General features: G+C 62.3%; 11 protein-coding genes. 4 read left to right on the top strand and 7 right to left on the bottom strand.

Annotation, left to right across the window (positions count from 1 at the left end):
• Positions 1-2: 2 nt before the first annotated feature.
• From GCM43_RS14405 to GCM43_RS14395, 3 genes are read right to left on the bottom strand one after another with little or no spacing between them, the layout of a single operon-like run.
• Complete coding sequence (locus GCM43_RS14405; protein ID WP_152245424.1) at positions 3-1,118, bottom strand: ABC transporter permease; 1,116 nt, start codon at positions 1,116-1,118, stop codon at positions 3-5.
• A gap of 9 nt (positions 1,119-1,127) precedes the next feature.
• On the bottom strand, positions 1,128-2,066 hold the full coding sequence (locus GCM43_RS14400; RefSeq protein ID WP_152245422.1) for an ABC transporter permease: 939 nt from the start codon (positions 2,064-2,066) through the stop codon (positions 1,128-1,130).
• A gap of 28 nt (positions 2,067-2,094) precedes the next feature.
• Positions 2,095-3,942, bottom strand: coding sequence for an ABC transporter substrate-binding protein (locus GCM43_RS14395; RefSeq protein WP_152245420.1), 1,848 nt, complete (start codon positions 3,940-3,942; stop codon positions 2,095-2,097).
• A gap of 435 nt (positions 3,943-4,377) precedes the next feature.
• Here GCM43_RS14395 and GCM43_RS14390 point away from each other — a divergent pair, with 435 nt between their 5' ends.
• Together GCM43_RS14390 and GCM43_RS14385 are read left to right on the top strand one after the other, a co-directional pair.
• Positions 4,378-7,047 (top strand): TonB-dependent receptor plug domain-containing protein, encoded by a 2,670-nt coding sequence (locus GCM43_RS14390; RefSeq protein ID WP_152245418.1) that lies wholly within the window; start codon positions 4,378-4,380, stop codon positions 7,045-7,047.
• Positions 7,048-7,396: 349 nt separating this feature from the next.
• Positions 7,397-10,048 (top strand): TonB-dependent receptor, encoded by a 2,652-nt coding sequence (locus tag GCM43_RS14385; protein WP_193315623.1) that lies wholly within the window; start codon positions 7,397-7,399, stop codon positions 10,046-10,048.
• Between the two features lie 84 nt (positions 10,049-10,132).
• Here the strand turns inward: GCM43_RS14385 and aroG are convergent, their stop codons facing one another.
• Positions 10,133-11,197 (bottom strand): 3-deoxy-7-phosphoheptulonate synthase AroG, encoded by a 1,065-nt coding sequence (gene aroG, locus GCM43_RS14380; protein ID WP_319636962.1) that lies wholly within the window; start codon positions 11,195-11,197, stop codon positions 10,133-10,135.
• 735 nt (positions 11,198-11,932) lie between these two features.
• Here aroG and GCM43_RS14375 point away from each other — a divergent pair.
• Positions 11,933-14,602, top strand: a complete 2,670-nt coding sequence (locus GCM43_RS14375; RefSeq protein WP_193315622.1) for a TonB-dependent receptor — start codon at positions 11,933-11,935, stop codon at positions 14,600-14,602.
• Between the two features lie 219 nt (positions 14,603-14,821).
• Here the strand turns inward: GCM43_RS14375 and tldD are convergent, their stop codons facing one another.
• The 3 genes from tldD to GCM43_RS14360 are packed head-to-tail and all read right to left on the bottom strand — an operon-like array spanning position 14,822 to position 21,310.
• Positions 14,822-16,282, bottom strand: coding sequence for a metalloprotease TldD (gene tldD / locus GCM43_RS14370; protein WP_152245416.1), 1,461 nt, complete (start codon positions 16,280-16,282; stop codon positions 14,822-14,824).
• Positions 16,283-16,293: 11 nt separating this feature from the next.
• Entirely contained in the window at positions 16,294-17,091 is a 798-nt protein-coding gene (locus GCM43_RS14365) for a carbon-nitrogen hydrolase family protein (RefSeq protein WP_152245414.1), read from the bottom strand.
• Positions 17,092-17,104: 13 nt separating this feature from the next.
• Positions 17,105-21,310 (bottom strand): YhdP family protein, encoded by a 4,206-nt coding sequence (locus GCM43_RS14360; RefSeq protein ID WP_152245412.1) that lies wholly within the window; start codon positions 21,308-21,310, stop codon positions 17,105-17,107.
• 244 nt (positions 21,311-21,554) lie between these two features.
• On the opposite strand from GCM43_RS14360, the gene glnE reads away from it, so the two are divergent.
• Positions 21,555-24,299 carry a bifunctional [glutamate--ammonia ligase]-adenylyl-L-tyrosine phosphorylase/[glutamate--ammonia-ligase] adenylyltransferase gene (gene glnE / locus GCM43_RS14355; RefSeq protein ID WP_152245410.1) on the top strand — a complete coding sequence of 915 codons (2,745 nt, stop codon included), beginning with the start codon at positions 21,555-21,557 and terminating at the stop codon, positions 24,297-24,299.
• Positions 24,300-24,301: the final 2 nt, after the last annotated feature.

Here is a 24,301-nt window from a genome sequence, read left to right as displayed (position 1 = left end):
TCCTATTTCACTTTGGGGTCGAGCGCATCGCGCAGGGCATCGGTAAACAGCGAGAACGCCGTCACCAGGATGGCCATGGCCGTGGCGGCGGCCGTCAGCTGCCACCATTTGCCCAGGATCAGTTCATTTTGCGCCTCGTTGAGCATGCTGCCCCACGACACCGTGCCGACCGGCACGCCGAAGCCGAGGAAACTCAGGATCACTTCGGCCTTGATAAAGCCCACCACCAGGATCGACATCTGCACCAGCGCCACATGGCTGACGTTGGGGAAGATATGCGAGAACATCTTGCGCCAGTGCGAGGCGCCAATCGCATCGGCCGCCATCACGTACTCGCGCGCTTTGTGCTTGATGTATTCGGCGCGGATCAATCGGTACGGCCCGGTCCAGCCGGTCAGGCCAAGGATCAGCACGATGGTCAGCACGCCTTTTTGCTGCAGCACGGCGGCCACCGTCAAAATCATCAGGATCGACGGAATCGAGGTAAAGATGCTGTAGAACCAGTTGAAAAAGTCATCGATCTTGCCGCCGAAATAGCCGGACACGGCGCCAAACAGCGTGCCCAGCACCACTGCCAGCAAGGCCGCCACCAGGCCCACCACGATCGAGGTCTCGCCGCCCTTGATGGTTTTTTCCAGGATGTCATGGCCCCATTTGTCGGCGCCGAACGGCAGGGTAGCGGCCTTGTGGGTAATGACTTTCTTGCTCTTGCCCATGCTGGCGCGCAAGGCGGTCAAATCGTCGGCCAGCGGGTCGGTCACGCCGTACATGTCGACGCTGGCAGACGGACTGCCGCCCATCTGGGCGCGCAGTTCGGCAATATCGTCGGCCAAAGGATCGAGCACATTGACCGGCGTGGGAGCGCCGACACCATCAGGCATGGCGTGTGGAATGGCGCCGTCGGCACCATTATCGGCATCGGCGCCGACAAAGGTGGGCGGCGCGTAGCTGACAGCGACCTCGTCTTCCCAGCTGGAAGCGACCAGGCCGCTGGCTGAGGCCAGCACCAGCAGGAAAAAGGCGCCGACTACCGCCAGCGAGAACATTGCGATCTTGTCGCCGCGCAAACGGCGCCACGCCAGGGCCCACAGGCCGGGCGAAGTATGGGTATTGGACATCGGTTCTTTCTACTTCAGTTGGACGCGTGGATCGACAGCCTGGTACATCAGGTCGGTCAGCAGGTTGAACAGCATGGTGGCTGCCGCCACGTACACGGTAATGGCCTTGATCACCGGAAAATCGCTGCGTTCGACCGCCAGGATCACTTCACGCCCGATGCCGGGAATGCCGAAGAAACGTTCAAGCAGGAAAGCGCCGATCAGCAGCGCCGGCAGGTTCGACATCACATAGGTAATGATGGGAATGGCGGCGTTGCGCAGCACGTGCACCCACATGATGCGCCGCTCACTCAAGCCCTTGGCGCGTGCGGTGCGCACATAGTCCTGGTTGGCTTCATCAAGCACAAAGGTGCGAAACAGGCGCAGCGTGGGCGCAATCGACACGGCCAGGCCGATCAGGATCGGCAGCGTGGAGTAACGCAGCAGGTTTTCCCAGAAGCTGTCGCCCCAGCCCTGCACCGGGAACAGGCCCAGCTTGTAGGCAAAGCCGTACTGGAACACGATGATGTAGACCAGGATGGAAATCGACATGCCCACCGTGCAGGCAATCATCACCGCGCGGTCGGTCAGCGAGCCGCGCACGAAGGCGATCGCCAGCGCCAGCGCAATGCCGAAAAACGTTTCCAGCACGGTCAGCGGAATCAACACCATCATCGACGGCCCCAGGCGCGAGGTGATGATGTGCGAAACGGACTCGCCGGTAGCCCAACTCTGGCCAAAATCAAACGTGACGATCTGCTTGATAAAGATCCACAGCTGCACATAGTAAGGTTGATCCACGCCAAGCTGGCGGCGGATATTGGCGATGCTCTCGGCACTCGACATCTTGCCGGCCAGGATATAGGCCGGGTCGCCGCCGACCCAGTTGAACAGCACGAACACCAGCAGCACCACGCCCAGCATGGTGGGCAGCATCTGCCACAGGCGGCGCAGGATATAAGCAAACATGATAATTCCTTGTCTTGATCAGCTGCGCTTATTTGGCTGCCGGGGCGGCCTTGGCCGCAGGTGCGGGGGCGCCATTGCTGTCGATATCCATATAGGCCCATTCCTGGAACAGGATCGGATGCTTCTTGTAGCCCTGCACGGTTTTCTGCGCCAGCATATTGCGGTAGCGCGCGTAGCCGATCAGCGCACCGGCATTGACTTCCAGGCGGCGCGCCATCTGGTGGTACAGCGCGTCACGCTCGGGGCTGGCCGGCATGGCCTGGCTGGCCGCGTACAGCTTGTCATATTCCGGGTCCTGGTAGCAGCCGTTGTTGTTCTGGTGCGTGTTCGGACCATAGAACAGCTGCATGAAGTTGTCGCCGTCCGGATAGTCGGCCAGCCACGGCGCGGTGCGCGACTGCAGCTTGCACTGCTTTTCCGTTTTCAGGATGTCGGAAAAGATCATGCGATCGTTTTCCATGCGGATGCCGAGCGAGTTATAGGTCTTGCGCCACATTTCTGCCTGCAGCACGCCGTTCGCTTCATTGCGCGAGGCATAGCGGATCAGCAATGGCTTGCCGTCCGGCAGCGTGCGCCAGCCGTCGGCGCCCTTCTTGTAGCCATACTTGTCGAGCAATTTATTGGCCAGCACAGGGTCGTATTGCAGCAGGCTCTTGTAGTGCGGATCGTAGCCGACCACGCCTGGCGGAATCGGGTATTCAAGGCGTTTGGCCTGGCCGTTCCAGATAATGCGGATTTCCTCGTCGATATTGTGCGCCATGGCAATGGCGCGGCGCAGCGCGATCTTTTCCTTGGTAAAGCCACCGAGCACCGGGTCTTCCATATTCCAGTAGTAATAGCTGATTTCCGGGTCGAGCAGGCGCGACAGTTGCACGCCCTTCTCGGCCAGCTCGGGACGCAGCTTGCCATTGAGCATGGCCTTGGGCGCCAGCGGACCGTCGAGCCAGAACACATCGGTGCCACCGCTCTGGAACGACAGCCAGCGCGACTGGTCTTCAATCATCACGGTAATTTCAATGCGGTCGATGGCCGGCATCGCTTTGCCCTGCATCTGGCGCACGATGCGTTGGTCGTCCGGGTCATCGCCTGGCGTGAAATTCCAGGTTTCCGGCAGATGCTGCGGATTTTTGTTGAGCACAATGCGGTTGCCGCGTGTCCATTCGCCCAGTGTGTAGTAGCCGGTGCCGACCGGGTTCGACGCCACTTCGCCCTTCACATCGCCATATTTCTCCACCACTTCGCGCGCCACGGCAGCCGTGGGCACATAGGCCAGGATCATCGGGAAATTGAAGTCGGTCTTGGTCAGGGTAATGCGCAGCGTGTAAGGGTCGACAATCTCAAGACCAGCCACCTTTTTGCTGTAGTCGAGCTTGTTGGCCTTGGCCGCTTCCTTTGCCAGATCATCGAGTCCCACCACCTTGCCTTCAAACAGCCAGCTGTGCGGCGAAGCCAGGCGTGGATCGAACAGGCGCTTCCACGAATACACATAGTCGGCCACCGTCAGCTCGCGCTTCTTGCCGCCAAACGCCGCGTCCGGCGTGTACAGGATGCCTTTTTTCAGGTGGATGGTATAGGTCTTGCCGTCGGCCGACACTTCCGGCATGGCCGCCGCAGCAGCGGGCACCACCTTGACCGGGCGCGCCAGGTAATCGTAGGTGTACAGGGTGTCAAATACGGCCTGGGTAATATGATTGGAGTACAGGTCGCGCGCGGTGGCTGGATCGAAGCCGGTTTCGGCCGCTGGCAGAATATAGCGCAGCGTCTTGATCGGCTTGGCTGCAGTGGCTGCCGTGACTGCATCGGCTGCCGTGGCGGCCAGCGGCATCAACCCCACGCAGGCCAGCAGCGCCAGGCGCCGCATCCATATTGACTTCATGTAATACCCTTCTCTGATGAAACTGCCGCACCATATGGGTGCGCCTGTACTGGTTTTGCCCTGGGATACAGGACGCCACCGCCAAAACCAACCAGGCACGCAAGTTCCGTGCCGCATGCGCCAATAGTGCTTTTGCAAGCCTCGTAGCGACGCCAAAGCGCGTAACGATAACGCATATTTTGCCGTGTGGGCAGAAAGCCGCATGGTTGATGCAGATCAAATAACTGTGTCGGATCAAGCTTGCTGCACTGCACCGTGGCGATTGCTACTCTCTCTTGCCACTGCTTTTGCGCGCTCTGGCCAGACTGCAATATTGCATCGCAACATCGCACCTCATACCGGCTTTGCGCTGGCTCAAATCGGCCACTGGCGGCGGCTGTTAAAAACATGAACCGGGCCCCGCGCCCTCTTCCTTCATCTGACCCTGGAGCGAACATGTCCCAACCACTTCCCCCTTTGCGCCTGCTGTGCGCAGCCTTGCTGGCCCTGCCGATGGCGCCAGCGCTGGCGCAGTCTGCCGATACACCGGACGAGCCGGAGATGCAGCGCGTCGAGGTCACCGGTTCGTCGATCAAGCGGCTGATATCGGAAACGGCCACGCCACTGTCGGTACTGCGCGCCGAGGACTTTGCCCGACAGGGCTTGACGACGGCGCAGGAAGTGCTGTCGCGCCTGCCGGCCAATGGCTCGATGATGGGGAGCGGCAATGCAATCGGCGGCAATACCAGCGGCCTGCCCACCGGCGGCCAGGCCAGCGCCGACCTGCGCGGCCTGGGCGGCGACAAGACGCTGGTACTGCTCAACGGCAGGCGCATTGCCAACCACCCGTATGACGGCGCCAGCGTCGACCTGAACATGATCCCGATTGCCGCCCTGGAACGGGTGGAAGTGCTGCGCGATGGCGCGTCAGCCATCTACGGCACCGATGCGATCGGCGGCGTGATCAATTTCATTACCAAGCGCGCGCTCAATGTCACCACCATCACGGCTGAAGTAGTGGCGCCGCAGCACCGGGGCGCCGATGAACAGCGCGCCAATCTCTCTGGCGGTTTTGGCCGGTTTGACACCGATGGCTACAATGTTTTTGGCGTACTCGACTACCACCGGCAACAGGTGCTGACCTCGCAGGAGCGCGCTTTTTCCAGCTCCGGCATCGTGCCCGGGCGCGGCCTGTCGGTCACCAGCGGCACGACCTTCCCCGGCAATTATTTCGACGCCGCCGCCAACAACGGCGCCGGCTTGGCCGGCAATCCCTACGCGGCCAGCGGCTGCCTGCCGCCGCTGTCAGTCGCGATGGCCAACGGCACCTGCCGCCAGGAATACACGCGCCAGATCGACGACCTGCCCGCACAACGGCAGATTGCGCTCTACAGCAAGGCCGCCTTCAGGCTCGGCGCCGGCCACCAGGCCAGCATCGAATACCTGCATGCGCAAAACCGCGTGCAGGCGCGCACGGCGCCGCCGCCGCAGACCGGCCTGGTGCTGCCCGTCAGCAGCCCCTACTATCCTGGCAATGTGGGCGGCGTGCCGGCCCAGGCCGGTTTGTCAGGCCAGCCACTCAGCGTCAACTGGCGGCCGGTGGAAGCGGGCCAGCGCCAGATCGATTCAAAAGGCCAGGCCGACCGGCTGGTGCTGGCGCTGTCGGGCGAGGCGGCCGACTGGGATTACAAGGCCGGCCTGGCGCGCGCCATCAGCCGCTCCAGCGAAGACTTTACCGGCGGCTATGTGCAGGATGCGGCGTTTGCCGCAGGCGTACTGAACGGCATTCTCAACCCGTTCGGCCTGCAAAACGCGGCCGGCGCACAATACCTGGCTGGCACCGCGCTGCGCGGCGAAGTCCAGAACGCGCGTGTAACCACTACCGGCCTCGATATACAGGGCAGCCGCGAACTGATGCAGCTGGCCGGCGGCCCGCTGGCGCTGGCGCTGGGCGCCGAGTGGCGCCAAGAAAAAGCCGGTTTCAATGTCAACCGCGAGATTGCCGGCCAGGCCGCCAGCTCAGGCCTGTCCGGCTCGCTGTCGAAACACGGCGCGCGCCGCATCCAGGCACTGTTCGGCGAACTGAGCCTGCCGTTGCTGCGCAAGCTGGAAGTGCAGCTGGCGGCGCGCTTCGACCATTACAGCGATGTCGGCAGCACCACCAATCCCAAACTGGCGCTGCGTTACCAGGCCAGCGACGCGCTGGTACTGCGCGGCTCGGCCAGCACCGGCTTTCGCGCGCCGACGCTGTTTGAAAAAAATGCGCCGCCATCGAAAAACGATACCAACGACAGCTATGACGATCCGTTTCTGTGCCCGGGCGGCGTGCCCCAGCCGGGCGCCAATCCGCTGCGCGATTGCGACTTGCAGCAGTACAAGCTGCAAGGCGGCAACCCCGACCTGAAACCGGAAAAATCGACCACCTTTGCCGCCGGCATAGTGTTTGAGCCGCTGCGCGAAATGACGATTGCCATCGATTACTGGCGCATCGACCTGAAAGACAAGATTGCCGCCCTGCCCGAGCAGGCCATCTTCGGCAACGTCGAGAAATACCGGGCGCTGTTTTTGCGCAACGCCGATGGGTCGCCCTACGCGATTGCCGACCTCAACGACAATCTGGGCGAAGTGAAAACCGATGGCGTCGATATCAGCCTCAATACGCGCATTGGCCGCCTGGCGGGCGGTGCCTGGGGCGATCTGTCGTTGTCGGTCGACGGCAGCTGGACCCGCAAGTACGACTACCAGAACGAACGCGGCGGCCCCTTTATCACCAACGTCGGGCGCTATGCCGACAACGGCCCGGTGTTTCGCTGGAAGCATATGGCGGCGCTGAACTGGCGCCTGGGACGTTGGAACGCCACGCTGGCACAGTCATACAAGTCGGGCTATGTCGACCAGAACAGCGTCGAGGCCGCCTATCGTCATGACGTGCCGTCCTACAGCCTGTTCAATCTGTCTGCCAGCTATGGCGCGCAGGGCTGGTTGCTGACGGCTGGCGCCAAGAATATTTTCGACAAGGAACCGCCGTTCTCCAACCAGGGCACGCTGTTTCAAAAGGGATATGACCCACGCTATACCGACCCGGTCGGGCGCGCCTGGTATCTGCGCGGCAGCTATAGCTTCTAGGCAAAACGGGGAATGGATAGCAGCAGGAACCATGATCCAGATCAGCTCCTGCAAGGAGGGCGCCGGCAGCCATGCTGTGCGCCGTTTTATTGTACGCCTCTCGACTGAACTGGCAAGAAAACACGATACTTTACTCCTGAAGTAATACAAAAAAATAGGAATTTGTTGCATTTCGTCCAAAAACCCGAGTGGAAATTGACATTTTTTTGCGTGAATGCTCTGATGACGTGCTGCAAAATTTTCCGAATTTTTGTCGGCCAATAGTGGAAGCGGCAAATAAATTATCAGAAGGCAATTAGTTAATTCAAAATAAATGCCATCTTTATCACAATAGCAAGGAATTTTAGTTATGGTAGAAAATGTAATCGCACGTTCGCTGCGTTTGATGTTTGCCGGCAGCCTGGCGCTGGGCATGCATGCAGCGTATGCGCAGGAAACAACAGATGCACCGATGCAACGTGTTGAAGTGACGGGCTCAAGCATCAAGCGCCTGTCGTCCGAAACGGCTTTGCCGATCACTTCGATCAAGGCTGACGATTTCGCCAAGCAAGGCCTGACGACGGCGCAGGAAGTGCTGGCCACCATTTCCATGAACCAGAGTTCGCAAAGCAGCTCGCAGTCGGTCGGTTCCGGCACGGGCGGCCAGTCGCAGGCGGATTTGCGCGGCATCGGCGGCGACAAGACGCTGGTGCTGCTGAACGGACGCCGTATCGCCAGCCATCCATTCAACGGCTCATCGGTCGACCTGAACATTATTCCAATTTCCGCACTGGAGCGCGTGGAAGTGCTGCGCGACGGCGCCTCGGCCATCTACGGCACCGACGCCATCGGCGGTGTGATCAACTTCATTACCAAGCGCTCGGTCAAGGGCGGCTCGGTCACGGTCGAGCACTACGAACCACAAAAATCGGGCGGCGGCGACGAGTCGCGCATCAACCTGTCGGCTGGCTACGGCGACCTGAACAAAGATGGCTTCAATGTCTTCGGCGTGGTCGATGTGCATCGCCAGGCAGCGCTGAACGCCAGCGACCGTGCTTTCTCGGCCAGCGGCTACATCCCGAGCAAGGGTGTCGACAATCTGAGCAGCACCCCGTTCCCGGCCAACTTCTACGATACCGGCAACGGCCTGTCGGGCAACCCGGCGTTTGCTGCCGGCTGCGTCGGCCCCAACCTGTACAAGAACACCTCGGGCAAGAGCACTTGCGCGATGGACGTCACGCCGTACATGCAGACGATTCCAAAAACCCAGCAGGAATCCTTCCTGGGCAAGGCCAGCTTCAAGCTGAACCAGGATCACCTGGCCACGATTGAATACCTGCATGCACGCAGCACCAATGAAGCACGCATTTCGCCGCCACCAATGTCGAATATCGGCATCCTGATGTCGGCCAGTTCGCCCTACTATCCAGGCGGCAGCGCTGGCGTGCCGGCCGTGCCTGGCCTGTCGGGTCAGGACCTGGACATCAGCTGGCGTCCGGTGGCTTCGGGCCAGCGTAGCGGCTTTGACACCAGCACCTCGGATCGCCTGGTGCTGGCAGCCGAAGGCGTACTCGGCAGCTGGGACTACAATGCAGGCCTGAGCCATTCGATCAGCAAGGCCACCAGCGCCTTTACCGGCGGCTACCTGGCTGACCAGCGCATCATCGACGGCGTCGGCAGTGGCTTGCTGAACCCGTTTGGCGAACAAAGCGCTGCGGGCCAGGCCTATCTGAACGACTCGTTGCTCAAAGGCAAATACCTCGACGCGCGCATGACCAGCACGGCGATCGACGCCAAGGTCAGCCGCGAACTGTTCAACCTCCCGGCAGGCGCCGTCGGTTTCGCCGTCGGCACCGAGTTCCGCCGCGACAAGGCCGAATACAATGTCGACACCGCCCTGGCTGGCCAGGCCTCGAGCTCCGGCTATGCCGAAGCGCAGGACCAGTCCGGCAGCCGCACCATCAGCGCGATTTTCTCCGAGCTGAGCATTCCGGTCGTGAAAGACCTGGAACTGTCGCTGGCCGCGCGCTATGACCATTACAACGATGTCGGCGGCAGCTTCAATCCGAAGATCGGCGTACGCTGGCAGCCAACCAGCCAGGTCTTGTTCCGCAGCTCGTACAACACCGGTTTCCGCGCACCGACGCTGTATGACCTGCATGGTCCGCAAAGCAAGACCTTCACTGCCAACAAGTACGACGATCCGCGCCTGTGCCCGGGCGGTACTGCTGCCCCTGGCGCCAACGGCAACGTAGCCTGCGGCGCCCAGCAATATATCCGCTCGGGTGGCAATCCTGACGTCGGCCCGGAAAAATCGAAGACCTTCAGCGCCGGTATCGTGCTCGAGCCGGTCAAGTCGCTGACCGTATCGCTCGACTACTTCCAGATCAAGCTGCGCGACAAGATCGGCACCGTGGCTGAACAGACGCTGTTCGACAACTACGACAAGTACAAGGACAACTTCATCTATTCGAACAACGGCACCAAGCTCGAATACGTGCTGGCCACGCTGGACAACCTGGGCGAAATGCACACCTCGGGCATCGATCTGGGCCTGAACTGGAAACTGCCACGCAGCGACTACGGCAACTTCACCTTTGCCTTCGACGGCACCTGGGTCAAGAAGTATGAGTACCAGAACGAGCGCGGCGGCGAGTTCGTGCAGAACGTCGGCGTGTATGGCGACAATGCACCGGTATTCCGCTGGAGGCACAATGCGTCGCTGCAGTGGAATCTGGGCAACTGGAACGCTACCCTGGCCAACAAGTACATGAGCGGCTACCGCGACCAGAACTACGTTGACGAGCAGTATGAGCAAAGCGTCAAGGCCTACTCGGTCTGGTCGCTGTCGAGTGCTTACTCCGGCTTCAAGAACACGGAACTGACCGTCGGCGTGAAAAACCTGCTCAATGAAGATCCGCCGTTCAGTAACCAGATCGGCACCTTCCAGACCGGCTACGATCCACGTTTTACCGATCCGCTGGGCCGTACTTTCTACGTGCGCGCGACCTACAAGTTCTAAACTGATTGTTCAGCTGATCTCGGCTGAACAACAAAAAGCCCGGAAGGCTCACCGCCTTCCGGGCTTTTTTATGGCCGACAACAATCAGTCCTTGTCGCCCTGCAGACGGCGCTGCTTCACGGCAGCGGCCAGCGTTTCCAGCACTGCCACGCTGGCGCTCCAGTCGATGCAGCCGTCGGTCACCGACTGGCCGTAGACCAGCTCCTTGCCTGGCACCAGGTCCTGGCGGCCGGCGACCAGGTTCGATTCGACCATCACGCCGACGATGCGGTCGTCGCCACCGGCCACCTGGGCGGCAATATCGGCGCATACCGGCACCTGGTTTTCCGGCTTTTTCGAGCTGTTCGCATGCGAAGCGTCGATCATCAGGCGCGCTGCCAGGCCTTGCGTGGCAATCGCCTTGCAGGCCTCTTCCACGCTGGCCGCGTCGTAATTGGGCGCCTTGCCGCCGCGCAGGATGATATGGCAGTCTTCATTGCCATTGGTCGAGACGATGGCCGAGTGGCCACCTTTGGTCACCGACAGGAAATGGTGCGGCTGCGAAGCGGCCTTGATCGCTTCCACTGCGATCTTGACGTTGCCGTCAGTGCCGTTCTTGAAGCCGACCGGGCACGACAATCCCGAAGCCAGTTCACGGTGCACCTGCGACTCGGTGGTGCGCGCACCGATCGCGCCCCAGCTGATCAGGTCGGCGATATATTGCGGGCTGATCACGTCAAGGAACTCGGTACCGGCCGGCAGGCCCAGTTCATTGATATCGCGCAGCAGTTCGCGCGCCATGCGCAGGCCATCGTTGATGCGGAAACTGTTGTCCATGTACGGGTCGTTGATCAGGCCCTTCCAGCCCACCGTGGTGCGCGGTTTTTCAAAGTACACGCGCATGACGATTTCCAGTTCGCCGGCGAAGCGCGCGCGCTCCTTGACCAGCAGGCGCGCATATTCCATCGCGGCCTTGGTGTCGTGGATTGAGCAGGGGCCGATCACCACCATCAGGCGGTCGTCCTGGCCGTGCAGGATACGATGCAGGGCGATACGGGCGTTGGCGGCGGTCTGTTCGGCTTGCTCCGAGCAGGCAAATTCGCGGATCAGGTGGGACGGCGGAGTCAGTTCCTTCATTTCGCGAATACGCAAATCATCGGTGCGGGGCATTATTTTCTCCAATTTTTGAACAGGGGTAAAACATCTGGGTAAAAAAAAACCGCCATCAGTGGCGGTTTTTTTAGAATTTGCTGGGATCTCGTTGTTGCTGCTACGTGAACCGTCCGCTACTCCACCGCCTTTGGGTTGGAATTGCTAAAGTAAAAATACACGGTAAAAAAGTGGCGAGCGAACATGCGTGAAATCCGTAAGTGATGGTCGACTATAAACCCATAGTACAAAGTTTGGCAAGACTATTTATCGGCAAACCTGCATCAGACCATGCTTAGCGTGGAAAATCGCATAAAAATAGCGGAAAAGTTGCGCAGCTTCATGAACGGCGCGCTTATCGCCCCCAAACCTACCGGCACTCCTTACATAACTTTACATCAGGCAGATTGACCGCCTCGGCAGAGTACCGGCATCTGGCTTATGTCCAAATGTAAGCGTGGTCGATCTGGCATCGCACCACCCTCGCAAGCCCACCGGCGCCGGCTTCCGGCGTGCAGCGAGTCCCTGAGCGATGCCAGCATGGCGCCGTGACAGCACATTCCGGTCTTTACATCTGTGAGCATTGATTACTGTTGGTAATTTTCACTCTTGTTTTTCTGCTTATTGATGCGCCCGCTTGCCACATGTTCTGATGACTTCGCCCTGTGTTCCAGGAGAACGCCGGGCAAAACGTATCGGTGACATCCACACCAAGCCGAACAATCAACTTCAAGCAAAACTTCAGGAATGTTAGCCATGATGATAGAAAGCGTGTTGTCCCGATCCCTGCGCCTCATGTTTGCCAGTTCGCTGGCGCTGGGCGTGCATGCAGTCCAGGCGCAAAGCCTCGAAGGCGATGCCGCGCCAGCGGCAGAAACGGCTGGCAGCGGGGAACTGCAGCGAGTGGAAGTGACGGGTTCGAGCATCAAGCGCCTGTCATCCCAGACAGCACTGCCGATTACCTCGATCAAGGCGGAAGACTTCATCAAGCAAGGCTTGACCACCGCGCAGGAAGTGATGAACACCATCCCGATGAACCAGAGCTCGGTTGGCAGCAGCCAGTCGATTGGCGCCGGCACGGGCGGCATGTCCAGCGCTGATCTGCGCGGCCTGGGCAGCGACAAGACACTGGTGCTGCTCAATGGCCGGCGCATCGCCAGCCATCCGTTCAACGGTGCGGCAGTCGACCTGAACATCATTCCGCTGTCGGCGCTGGACCGGGTCGAAGTGCTGCGTGACGGCGCCTCGGCCATTTACGGCACCGACGCCATTGGCGGGGTGATCAACTTCATTACCAAACGCTCGGTACAGGGCGCCACCGTCAGCGTCGAACATTATGCACCGACCAAAAGCGGCGGCGGCGACGAGTCGCGCATCAATCTGTCGGGCGGCTTTGGCAACCTGGCCACCGACGGCTATAACTTCTTTGGCGTCGCCGACGTGCATAAACAGTCGGCCCTGGCAGCGAGCTCTCGCGCTTTTTCCAGCACCAGCGTGATTCCCAACCGCGGCGTGGACAACAGCAGCGGCACCTCACAGCCCGCCAACTTTTTTTCGGACAATGGCGTGACCGGCAACCCGTACGCCGCCGCCGGCTGCCCCGGCAAAGGTTTGATCGCAACAGCCAGCGGCACCTGCCGCACCGATACCGTCACCTATATCGACGACATTCCCGAGACCAAGCAGGAGTCGCTGCTGGGCAAGGCCACCTTCAAGCTCAGTGCCGACGATACGGCCACCGTCGAATATCTGCACTCGCGCAGCACCAGCACGTCGAACATCGCACCGTCACCGCTGACCGGCATCACGATGACGTCAGCCAGCCCGTACTACCCGGGCAATGGCAACGTGCCGGGCGTGACAGGCCTTGCCGGCGAAGACCTGACGTTGAACTGGCGCACGGTGGCAGCGGGCAAGCGCACCGGTTTTGACACCAGCACCTCGGATCGGCTGGTACTCGGTTCGGAAGGACTGATCGGCGGCTGGGACTATAACGTCGGCCTGACGTATTCGATCAGCAAGGCCGCCAGCGCCTTCGTCAACGGCTATACCAACGACAGCCTGGTGAAAGCCGGTGTACTGGACGGCACGCTCAATCCGTTTGGTGAACAGTCGGCGGCTGGCGCAGCCTACCTCGATGCGGCCCAGCTGCACGGCGAATACCTGAACGCCAAGATGACCAGCACCGGCGTCGACGCCAAGGTCAGCCGCGAAATCTACCAGTTGCCAGCCGGCGCGGTCGGCTTTGCCGTCGGTACCGAATTGCGCCATGACAAGGCCGAGTACCACGTCAACCGCGACCTGGCCTCGCAGGCGCAAAGCTCGGGCTACGCCGACGCGCAGGACCAGGCCGGTTCGCGCAATATCGCTGCCATCTATTCGGAACTGAGCGTGCCGCTGCACAAGGAGGTCGAGCTGTCGCTGGCAGCGCGCTATGACCATTACAACGATGTTGGCGGCAGCTTCAATCCGAAAGTCGGCCTGCGCTGGCAGCCAAGCAAGCAAGTGCTGCTGCGCACCTCGTACAACACCGGTTTCCGCGCGCCGACCCTGTACGACCTGCATGGCCCGGCCACATCCACCTTCACCGGCAACTCCTATGACGATCCGGTACTGTGCCCGGGCGGCACGGTGGTGGCCGGCGCCAATCCGAACGTCGCCTGCGGCCAGCAGCAATATATCCGCAGCGGCGGCAACACCAACCTGAAGCCGGAAAAATCGAAAACCTTCAGCGCCGGCATCGTGTTTGAACCGGTCAATTCGGTGACCATGTCGCTGGACTATTTCAATATCAAGATCCGCGACAAGATCGGCACCGTGGCCGAACAGACGCTGTTCGACAACTACGAGAAATACCAGTCGGCATTCGTCTATTCGGCCGACGGCAAGACGCTGCAGTATGTGAACGCCGTGCTCGACAACCTGGGCGAGGTGCATACCTCGGGCATCGATACCAGCCTCACCTGGCGCCTGCCACGTAGCAGCTACGGCAACTTCACTTTCCAGTTCGACGGCAGCTGGGTACACAACTACGAGTACCAGAACGAGCCTGGTGGTGCCTACATCCAGAACGTCGGCGTCTATGCGGACAACAATCCCGTCTTCCGCTGGAAGCACAACGCCTCGCTGACGTGGGCGCTGGGCAAGTGGAGTGCCAACCTGTCGAACAAGTTCATGAGCGGCTACCGCGACCAGAACTATGTCGACGCCGGCTATGAACAGAACGTGAAAGCGTATTCGACGTTCTCGCTGTCAGGCGCCTATTCGGGCTGGAAAAACACCGACATCACGGTCGGCGTGAAAAACCTGTTCGACAAGAACCCGCCGTTCACCAACCAGGGCACGGTATTCCAGACCGGCTATGATCCGCGCTACACCGATCCGCTGGGACGCACGCTGTACGTCAAGGCATCGTACAAGTTCTGACTGCAGTGACATGGCGGCGTGAAAGCCGGGCTTACAGCCATGCTGCCAAGTCAAAACACACTACTGGCAAACCGTAAAACGTAGGTCGGATTAGGCCCCACAGGGGCCGTAATCCGACAACACCACTGTCGCCAACAATCCCGTCGGATTACACCCCGGAAGGCGGGCGGGGTCGCACCTGATCCCGCCGTCAAGTTTTTCCACCCAAAAGCAAGCCCCCTACCCCGTCCCACCCACAGTCAGGCCATCAAGCCGCAAGGTCGGCTGGCCCACGCCAACCGGCACGCTCTGCCCCTCCTTGCCACACACGCCAATGCCGGGATCGAGGCGCAGGTCGTTGCCGATCATCGACACGCGGTTAAGCACATCAGGGCCATTGCCGATCAGGGTAGCGCCTTTGACCGGATAGCTGAGCTTGCCGTTTTCGATCATATAGGCTTCGCTGGCCGAAAACACGAATTTGCCGTTGGTAATGTCGACCTGGCCGCCGCCGAAATTGACGGCGTACAAGCCGTTCTTGACCGAGGCCAGTATCTCGCCCGGGTCGCGCTCGCCGGCCAGCATATAGGTATTGGTCATGCGCGGCATCGGCAGGTGGGCAAACGATTCGCGCCGCGCATTGCCGGTGACCGGCATTTTCATCAGGCGCGCGTTAAGGGTGTCCTGCAGATAACCGGTCAGCACGCCGTCCTCGATCAGCGTGGTGCACTGGGTGCGATTGCCTTCATCGTCAATATTGAGCGAACCGCGCCGCCCGGCCAGCGTGCCATCGTCAACCACGGTCACGCCCTTGGCCGCCACGCGCTCGCCGAGGCAACCGGCAAAGGCGGATGAGCCCTTGCGGTTGAAGTCGGCTTCCAGGCCGTGGCCGATCGCCTCGTGCAACAAGATGCCGGGCCAGCCCGGCCCCAATACCACCGTCATCGGGCCGGCAGGCGCTGCGCGCGCCTCCAGGTTGAGCAGCGCCGAAGCGACTGCCTCATCGGCATAGTGCTGCAACAGGGCGTCGCTGAAGTAACCGTAGCCGGCGCGCGCGCCGCCGCCGCCGGAACCGCTCTCGCGCCGGCCGTTTTGTTCGGCAATCACGGTAATCGACAGGCGCACCAGCGGACGAATATCGGCCGCCAGCACGCCATCGCTGCGCAGCACCAGCACCACGTCGTGTTCGCCGGCCAGTTCCACCATCACCTGCGACACGCGCGGGTCTTTCGCGCGCGCCATCGCCTCGATGCGTTCGAGCAGGCGCACCTTGGCGCCGGCCTCGAGCGAGGCGAGCGGATCGTCGGGCAGGTACAGCGCACGGCCACCCTGTGGCTGTACCTGGCTGGCAATCCTGGCGCGGCCGGCGCCGGCGCGCGCAATCGTGCGCGTGGCGGCCGCCGCTTCGAACAGGGCGCGCTGCGACAGTTCATCGGAATACGAAAACGCGGTCTTGTCGCCCGAGATGGCGCGCACGCCGACGCCCTGGTCGATCGCGAAACTACCGGTCTTGACACTGCCCTCTTCCAGGCTCCAGCTTTCGCTTCGGGTGCACTGGAAATACAGGTCGGCATAATCGACCTTGTGGCTGAAGATGGCGCCCAGCGCCTTCAACAGCACCGCTTCGTCCAGGCCGTAGGGCGTCAGCAACATGTCGCGCGCTGTCGCGAGGCTGGCCAGGTTCGGATCAAAAGCAGTCATGCCTGGCCCGCTTACATGGTGCGGTGCGCCAGCGCAGGCAGCGACTCGCGCACGCCGGCCAGGAACACTGGATCGATCTGGCCCTGCACCACGCCCTCGCCTTCGTCCAGCACCGCTTTGACTTCGCCCCACGGATCGATCAGCATGCTGTGGCCCCAGGTGCGCCGGCCGTTCGGATGCAGGCCGCCTTGCGCTGCCGCCAGCACATAGCACTGGTTTTCAATCGCGCGCGCGCGCAGCAGCACTTCCCAGTGGGCGCGGCCGGTGGTGTGCGTAAAGGCGGCCGGCACCACGATCAGCGCACAGTTGCCGATTGCGCGGTACAGTTCGGGAAAGCGCAGGTCGTAGCAGATCGACAGGCCGACCTTGCCGAACGGCATATCGAAGCTGCCGACCTGCGTGCCCGGCACGATGGTGCGCGACTCGTTGTACGATTCGCTGCCGCGGGTAAAGCCGAACAGATGAATCTTGTCGTAACGGCCGGCCGCGTTGCCCTGCGGGTCATACACCAGCGTGGTGTTAAGCACCTTGCCGGCCTGTTCCGAAATCAAAGGCAGGGTGCCGCCGATCAGCCAGACGCCGTGCTGGCGCGCCATCTGCGCCATGGTGTCCTGGATAGGACCGCTGCCGGGCTGCTCGGCATGGGCCACCTTGTCGGTATCGTGCTGGCCCATGATGGCCCAGTATTCGGGCAATACCACCAGGGTGGCGCCGCCGGCGGCGGCCTCGGCCACCAGGCGCCGGGCGGTGGCCAGGTTGTCACTGACCGACGGGGTGGAAATCATCTGGATTGCTGCAACGGTATGCATAGGGTACCTGCTTTCAGTTGGAGGGAGAGGCGTCCTGCGCTGGCGGCGCGCCGGCAGCGCCCGGGTTCATTTTAGCGCCATCGAGCTTGGTCACGACCGGCGACTTCCACGGTCCGGCAATCTGCATATGATAGGTCAGCGCCTTCATCACCGGCGCGCGCAGGAACAGCTGCGCCAGGAAGCTGCCGATGCCGATCACCGGGTTGACCGCCAGCGCATACACCAACGGCCCGGTGCCAAGGTTAAATTCAGGGATCACCACCACGTGCAGATTGGTCGTTTCATTGGCGATATCGGCCGTGCCGCTCATCAGCACGGTGGCCGCCACGCCATGCATCTTGAGGTTGTCGGTGCTGACCACGCCGCGCTTGATGCTGGCGTTGGCGCTGATGCCGTCAAACGCCAGCCCTTCCGAAAACACATCGTGGAAGTCGAGCTTGAGCAGGCGCGGCAGGGCCTGCAGGCTCAGCACGCCAAGCAGCTTGGCCGCGCCCGGATCCTGCTTGAGGAACTGGCCCGACTCCACGTTCATGTCGACCTGGCCCGACAGGCTGGGAATATCGAGCGAATACGGCACGCCGTTCCAGGCGATATCGCCAGACAGGCGCCCTTTGCCGCGCCGCAAGGTGTCGGCAAAGCCAAACCGGTCGAGCAATTTTCCGGCGTCGACGATATCGAGGCCGAAGCGCAGGCTGGTGGTGCTCTGGCCGTCCCTGATCACCCACTTGCCATTGCCGCTGAAGGCGCCGTCGGGATTGGACAGTTGCAACTTGCCGATGCGCCACTCGCGGCTGCCCGCCGCCATGGTGTTATAGGCCTGCAATTCGAGCCGACCGATCTGCCGGTTGAACAGCTCGAAGCGCTCGGCCACGATATCGAGCGAGGGGATCGACTGCACCGCACTGCTCTTGCCCTCCAGCAGGCTCTTCACATCATTGGCGGCCGACTCGGGAATGATCAGCGACGACAGGCGCGCCGTCATCTTGCCCAGGCCCGACGGCGTTTCCAGCCAGGTGACATAGCCCGATACCTGCTTGGCGTCGATATTGGCCTGCCACACATCTTTCTGGTGCGTGGCACCCACCACCACCTCTTCGAGCTTGCGTTCGCCCAGCATCAGTTCGCTGGCGCGCACCGCCATCATGTCCGGCACCACGTACTGCGCAATATCGGGTGCATCGGCGTCGGCTGCGGTGGTCGCTGTGGCCGCTGGCGCGTCGGCGGCACCGCTGCCGGCAATGGCGCTGCCTGCTGCGATCCAGCTGTCGAGATCAAAATGCTTGAGGCTGACATTGAGCATCATGCCGCTGTCGGGCTCGGGCGCCTGGGCATTGACGCCGATGCCGCCGCGCACCAGCCGCCACGGCTCCTTGCCCTGCTTCTGGCGCTGGTAGCGCGCGGCCACGCCACTGCCCAGGGCAATGCGGATGTCATCGGTGCGCAGGCCGGCCGCATTGGCGGCGTTGGCGCTGAGCGTGAATTTCACCGGCAGGCTGTCGGCCGCAGCCTTTTTCAGCGGTGCAGGAAAATCCAGTCCCAGGCCGCTCAGCGGCGACTCGACGTTGACCACCAATTGATGATCGCGGGCCGTGATCAGGCCGTTATAGCGCGCGCTGCCGTTGAGATGACGGGTCAGGCGCTGCAGCACCGGCGCCGGATAGGTCTTGCGCAGGCCATCGACCGTGACGCTGCCGGCAATGCGCACCTGGATCGAGTTGTCGGGCTGCGAGCCGCCCGAGATGGCCAGCGGGCCACCGAGCAGGCTGCCGTTCAGGCCATTGAGATTGACGCCTTTTTCGTTAAATTCGATACGACCCTGTGCACCCAGCACTGGCGGCATGTCGTTAAACAGCACCACATCGTTGCCGGCCAGCTGCAAGCTGCCCTGCACGGTCGATTCCAACAGGCGTTCGATCGGCAGGTGCAGCTTGAGCGCCAGCCGGGCGTTGCCGGTGGCCGTCGTCTCATCGGTGAAATGGTCGATCCAGCCCAGCACCGGGCTGGCCGTCACATATTTGAGAAATTCCTGCATTGGCCCGGCGGCGTTGCCGTCGATATCGAGCAGGGTGTCATGCACGGTCAGATCGGGAATCACCGCCTTGACGTTGGTCAGCGCCACGCCGCCGGTGGTGGCGGTGTCGCCGCGAATTTCCATGCGCGCGCGCTCGAACACAAAGCTGCCTTTGATCTTCTCGGCCTGCGGCCACAGCGGCGCCTTGCCGGCCTGCGGCCCGCTTTCGGCGTATTCGCCGGGCGCATAGTTGAGCGTGCCGTTGTCGATCTTGCCGGCAATGCGGAATTCGCCGCGGTTGCGCTGGGCCGGCGTATCGGCCTTGAACGGAAAATGTTCGAGCTCGCCGCGCAGGCGCACGCTGACGTCGTTGGCCATGCCCCCTTCAAGCGCGCCGGTCAGCCAGTGGCGCAGATGTTCGGGCGTCTGCAGCGGCAGGTAGCGGCCGATGGTATTGATTTCAAAATGATCGAGCGTGCCGGTCAGGTCGACCTGGCCCAGCTTGCTGCCGTCGAGCGGCATGCGATGCGAGCCGCGCAGGCTGGCGCGCAGTCCCTGCTGGTCAAAATCGAGCTGATCGAGATTGACCTGCAGCATATTGTCGGCTTCGAACGTCCACTGCGCCTTCATGCGGAACTGCGCAAACGGCATGGCCGGCTCGGCAAAGTAGCCGGGCAGCTGCAGCACCAGGTCTTGCGCATCGATCTCAATCTTGCCGCCCTGCTCGCTGGCGTCGATGCTGCCGCTGAGCTTTTCAAAGCCGGGAATCGCCGGCGCCGCCGCTTGGGCCGGCGTGGTGGCGGTTCTGGCAATGGCCAGGCGCGCCGGCTGGGCGTTCAGGCCCAGTTCAAGCAGCCGGCCGCGCACGCGGTAGCTGCTTGGTGCGGCCATATCGCCCTGCCACGCGGCGGAAAAGTCCTGCAGCGCGCCGCGCGGCGCGATGGCGTCAAGCTGCGCGCGTTGCTGCGTGCCGAGGGGCAAGCGCGTGGCCAGCGCGGCCAGCGTCTGCAAATCGAGCCGTTGCGCCGTGATTTCGGTTTGCGCCGGATTGCGCCGGGTGGCCGCCACGAAGCGCTCGGACAGCGTGGTCGGCGGCAGGCTCAGGCCATCGGTGGTCTGCAAGGAAAAATTGCTCAGTTCGATCTGGTGGCCGTTGGCGCCAAAGGTCGGCTTGCCGTCGGGCGTCTTGGCCGACAGGGTCTCTTTGGCCGAGACGCGCCCGTTGACGCTGTGCAAATCGAGCATCGGCAGCGCCTTGCCCAGCCTGGCGCTCACATCGTTCAGGCCCACATCGGCCGTAAAACCGGCCAGGCGCGCGTGATCGAGATTGAGCCAGGCGCGCAGTGCGCCCTTGCCCTGCTGCAGCTCGAACGGATAATCAAGATAGGTGCGCCAGGCCGCCAGATCGGCATTTTTCAGGTCGGCATACAGCTCGCCCTTCCACATCGACATATCGGCGATGCGCTTGGTAAAGGCCGGATGCGTAAAGTGAGCGCGCACATCGATCGGCGCGGCCAGTGCGGCCGGCGGCGCCGCCTGCAGGCCGAGCCGGTGGCTGCGCCAGCGATTGCGCAGCAGCAGGTTGACATCGGTCAACGCCAGCTCGGGCGCGCCGCGCAATTCGTCGGTCCAGCGCACCTTGCCATCGCGGATAATGATCTGGTGCTGCGCAAACAGCCAGTCGGCGCCGGCGCCGTCACCCTCCTTGCGGGTATCGATCAGCACGCCGGCAACATACAGCCCACCATCCTTGCTGCGCCGCACGGCCAGGTCGGGCCGCGTTACTTCCAGCGTATCGAAGCGCAGCGAACCGAGCACGCTCCACCACGATAGCGTGGCCGACACGCTGGGCAGGCTCAAGGCCTGGCGGCCCTGCTGGTCGCGCAGCGTGACGTCGCCAAGAAACAGGCTGGGATGCAGGCCGTGCCAGGAAGCATAAATGCGCTCGATGCTGACCGGGTTGCCCACGGCGTGGCTGGCCGCGCGCTCGATATCGCCTTTGTAGTAGTCGATATTGGGCAAGATCGCATAGCGCAGGAACAGGAACAGCACGGCAAACAGGAAATACGCGACCAGCACGCTCTTGACGACAAAGCCCAGCACATGGTGCGTGGCCAGATTGGCCATGCGATAGGCGGCATGGAGCCGCTGCCAGCGCGCTGCCAACGGCATATGTTCTGTCGTGTTTGCTTCTGGCGGAATTTGCATCTATAACTTTTATTAACTGGCCCGGCGTCAAGTAATGACAAAAATCGTCTGGTTTTTTGCTTGCAGGCGACACTTTACAGGTATAGACCAGCATCCTGGCGCTTGCGTCCGTACCACACCTCCCTTACCATCGTTCAAGGGGGACGCGAGCAACATGCCAGGCGGCACAATTTTACCGCATCCTCCGGTATTTGCCGTCAAGTTACAACCATATTCGACCCATACCCGGAACAAAATCGCCCACATGAGCCACACGTCCCTGATCTCCGCCTCGCGCTTTCACCAACGCTGGCTCAATGCTGCCCCCGAACGCGCCGCGCAGATCGCGCAACTGGTGCGCGCCCCGCTCGACCAGTTGGACCTTGCCGGAGCGCTCGCTGCCGAAGCCGACGCCGCCACGCCGCCGCTGCCGCTCGAACGCGCCATGCGCCGCCTGCGCAACCTGCTGGTATGCGGCCTGATCGAACGCGACCTGTCCGGCCAGGCCGACCTCAACGAAGTGGTCACAGCCATGACCGCCTTTGCCGACTTTGCCATCCGCACCCACGTCGAGGCCATCATGACCGAGATGGTGGCGCAGCACGGCATGCCGGTCGGCGAAGAGTCGGGCCTGCCGCAGCACCTGATGGTGTTGGGCATGGGCAAGCAGGGCGGCGGCGAACTCAATGTCTCGTCCGATATCGACCTGATCTTCGTCTATCCGGAAGACGGCGAAACGCAGGCCGGGCCGGGCCAGCGCAGCCTGTCAAACCATGAATTCTTTATTCGCATGGGTAAAAAACTGATTGCCGCACTGGCTGAAATCACCCAAGACGGCTTTACTTTCAGGGTCGACATGGCGCTGCGTCCAAACGGCAACTCGGGGCCGCTGGCCGCCAGCCTGGGCATGATTGAGCATTACCTGATCGTCCAGGGCCGCGAGTGGGAGCGCTATGCCTGGGTCAAGGCGCGCGCCGTGACCGGCACCGAAGAAGACATCGCCGCCCTCGACGCCATCGTGCGCCCGTTCGTGTTTCGCCGCTACCTCGATTTTGGCGTGATCGATGCGATCCGCACCATGCATGGCCAGATCCGCGCCGAGGTCAACCGGCAGGAGCGGCTGCACCCGGACCGCAGCAACAACGTCAAGTTGGGCCGTGGCGGCATCCGCGAGATCGAATTCCTGGCGCAGGTGTTCCAGCTGATACGCGGCGGGCGCGACCCCGACCTGCGCGCCCGTTCCACGCGAGAAACCTTGCGCACGGTGGCCGACAAGGGCCTGCTCGAACTGCTGACGGTGCAGCGCCTGCTCGACTCGTACACGTTCCTGCGCAATCTCGAACACCGGCTGCAGTATCTCGACGATGCGCAGACCCACACCCTGCCGGCCAGCGACGCCGACCGGCTGGTAGTGGCGCAAATGATGGGCCTGCCCGACACCGCCACTCTGCTGGCGCAGCTTGAAGCGCACCGCGTCTTCGTGGCCGGCCAGTTCGATGAAATGTTCAGCGACAAGACCAGTGCACCGCCTGCCGACTCGGTACTCGATCCGCAAAGTTCGAACGATATGGGCGCCGCCGACCAGCAGGAAGCGGTCGAAGCGCGCTTTGCTGCACTGGGCTTTCACGAACCGGCCGCCTGCGCACGGCGCCTGCTGGCCACCTGGCAGGCGCCGCGCCTGCAGTCGCTGCCCGAAGCGAGCCGCACGCGCCTGGTCGCACTGGTCAACTCGGCCCTGCCATTGATTGCCGATTGCTCGGTATCGAACGGCAACGCCAGCCAGCTCGCGACGCTGGGTCGCCTGCTCGATTTCCTGGAAGCCATCGCGCGCCGCTCGGCCTACCTGTCGCTGCTGACCGAATACCCGCATACGCTCGAGCGCGTGGTGCGCATGGTGTGCGCCAGCGGCTGGGCCGCCACCTTCCTGACGCAGCACCCGATCCTGCTCGACGAACTGCTCGACGAACGCGTGCGCAACAGCGTGCCCGACCCGCAGGCGCTGGCGCAGGACCTGCAGCGCCAGCTTGACGATGCTGCTGGCGATACCGAGCGGCAGATGGATATCCTGCGCGAAACCCACCATGCGCAGCTGTTCCAGTACCTGGCGCAGGACCTGGCGGGCGACCTCAGCGTGGAAAAGCTGGCCGACTACCTGTCGCAGCTGGCCGATGTGATCGTGGCCGCCACCGTGCAGGCGGTCTGGCAGACGCTGCCCACGCGCCACCGCGAAGTGCCGAAGTTCGCCGTGATTGCCTACGGCAAGCTGGGCGGCAAGGAACTTGGCTATGTGTCGGATCTGGACGTGATCTTCCTGTTCGACGACGACGACCAGGAGGCGCCCGGCCTGTACGCCAAGCTGGCGCAGCGTTTCATTACCTGGATGACCTCGTACACCTCGGCCGGCATCCTGTTCGATATCGACATTGCGCTGCGCCCCGACGGCGCCTCGGGCATGCTGGTGTCGAGCGTGCAGGCGTTCGAACGCTACCAGGGCAGCGCGGCCTGGGTATGGGAACACCAGGCGCTGACGCGCGCACGCTTTTGCGCCGGCGACGTCAATATCGGCAAGCATTTCGAGCGCATCCGCGAAGCCATCCTGCGCAAGGACCGCCCCAAAAACGGCCCCCTGAAAGGCGAAGTGGTGGCGATGCGCAAGAAGATGCTCGACGCCCATCCACCGCGCCCGGGCGCTTTTGATCTCAAGCAGGATCCGGGCGGCATGATCGATATCGAGTTCATGGTGCAATACCTGGTACTGCAGCATGCGGCGCAATATCCGCAGCTGACCGCCAACGCCGGCAATATCGCGCTGCTGCGCCTGTGCGGCGAGCTCGGCCTGATCGATGCCACTCTGGCCGGCGCGGTGGCCGACGCCTACCGCGCGCTGCGCAAGCTGCAGCACCAGTTGCGCCTGCAGGGGCAGGATCTGGCGCGCGTGGCGCCCGAGCGCGTGCAGCTGCATGCGGACAATGTCACGCGGCTGTGGCTGGCCATCTTTCCTGACGCCTGAGG

Origin of the sequence: Janthinobacterium aquaticum (assembly GCF_009208565.1) — a bacterium.
GTDB lineage: Bacteria > Pseudomonadota > Gammaproteobacteria > Burkholderiales > Burkholderiaceae_D > Janthinobacterium.
The sequence above is the reverse complement of the archived record's forward strand: the minus strand, read 5'-3'. Positions and strand labels throughout refer to the sequence as shown.

Excerpts from the sequence above, each read along its gene's own strand:
- GCM43_RS14405 (WP_152245424.1), bottom strand. The coding sequence starts at position 1,118 with ATGTCCAATACCCATACTTCGCCCGGCCTGTGGGCCCTGGCGTGGCGC.
- GCM43_RS14400 (WP_152245422.1), bottom strand. The coding sequence starts at position 2,066 with ATGTTTGCTTATATCCTGCGCCGCCTGTGGCAGATGCTGCCCACCATG.
- GCM43_RS14395 (WP_152245420.1), bottom strand. The coding sequence starts at position 3,942 with ATGAAGTCAATATGGATGCGGCGCCTGGCGCTGCTGGCCTGCGTGGGG.
- GCM43_RS14390 (WP_152245418.1), top strand. The coding sequence starts at position 4,378 with ATGTCCCAACCACTTCCCCCTTTGCGCCTGCTGTGCGCAGCCTTGCTG.
- GCM43_RS14385 (WP_193315623.1), top strand. The coding sequence starts at position 7,397 with ATGGTAGAAAATGTAATCGCACGTTCGCTGCGTTTGATGTTTGCCGGC.
- aroG (WP_319636962.1), bottom strand. The coding sequence starts at position 11,197 with ATGCCCCGCACCGATGATTTGCGTATTCGCGAAATGAAGGAACTGACT.
- GCM43_RS14375 (WP_193315622.1), top strand. The coding sequence starts at position 11,933 with ATGATGATAGAAAGCGTGTTGTCCCGATCCCTGCGCCTCATGTTTGCC.
- tldD (WP_152245416.1), bottom strand. The coding sequence starts at position 16,282 with ATGACTGCTTTTGATCCGAACCTGGCCAGCCTCGCGACAGCGCGCGAC.
- GCM43_RS14365 (WP_152245414.1), bottom strand. The coding sequence starts at position 17,091 with ATGCATACCGTTGCAGCAATCCAGATGATTTCCACCCCGTCGGTCAGT.
- GCM43_RS14360 (WP_152245412.1), bottom strand. The coding sequence starts at position 21,310 with ATGCAAATTCCGCCAGAAGCAAACACGACAGAACATATGCCGTTGGCA.
- glnE (WP_152245410.1), top strand. The coding sequence starts at position 21,555 with ATGAGCCACACGTCCCTGATCTCCGCCTCGCGCTTTCACCAACGCTGG.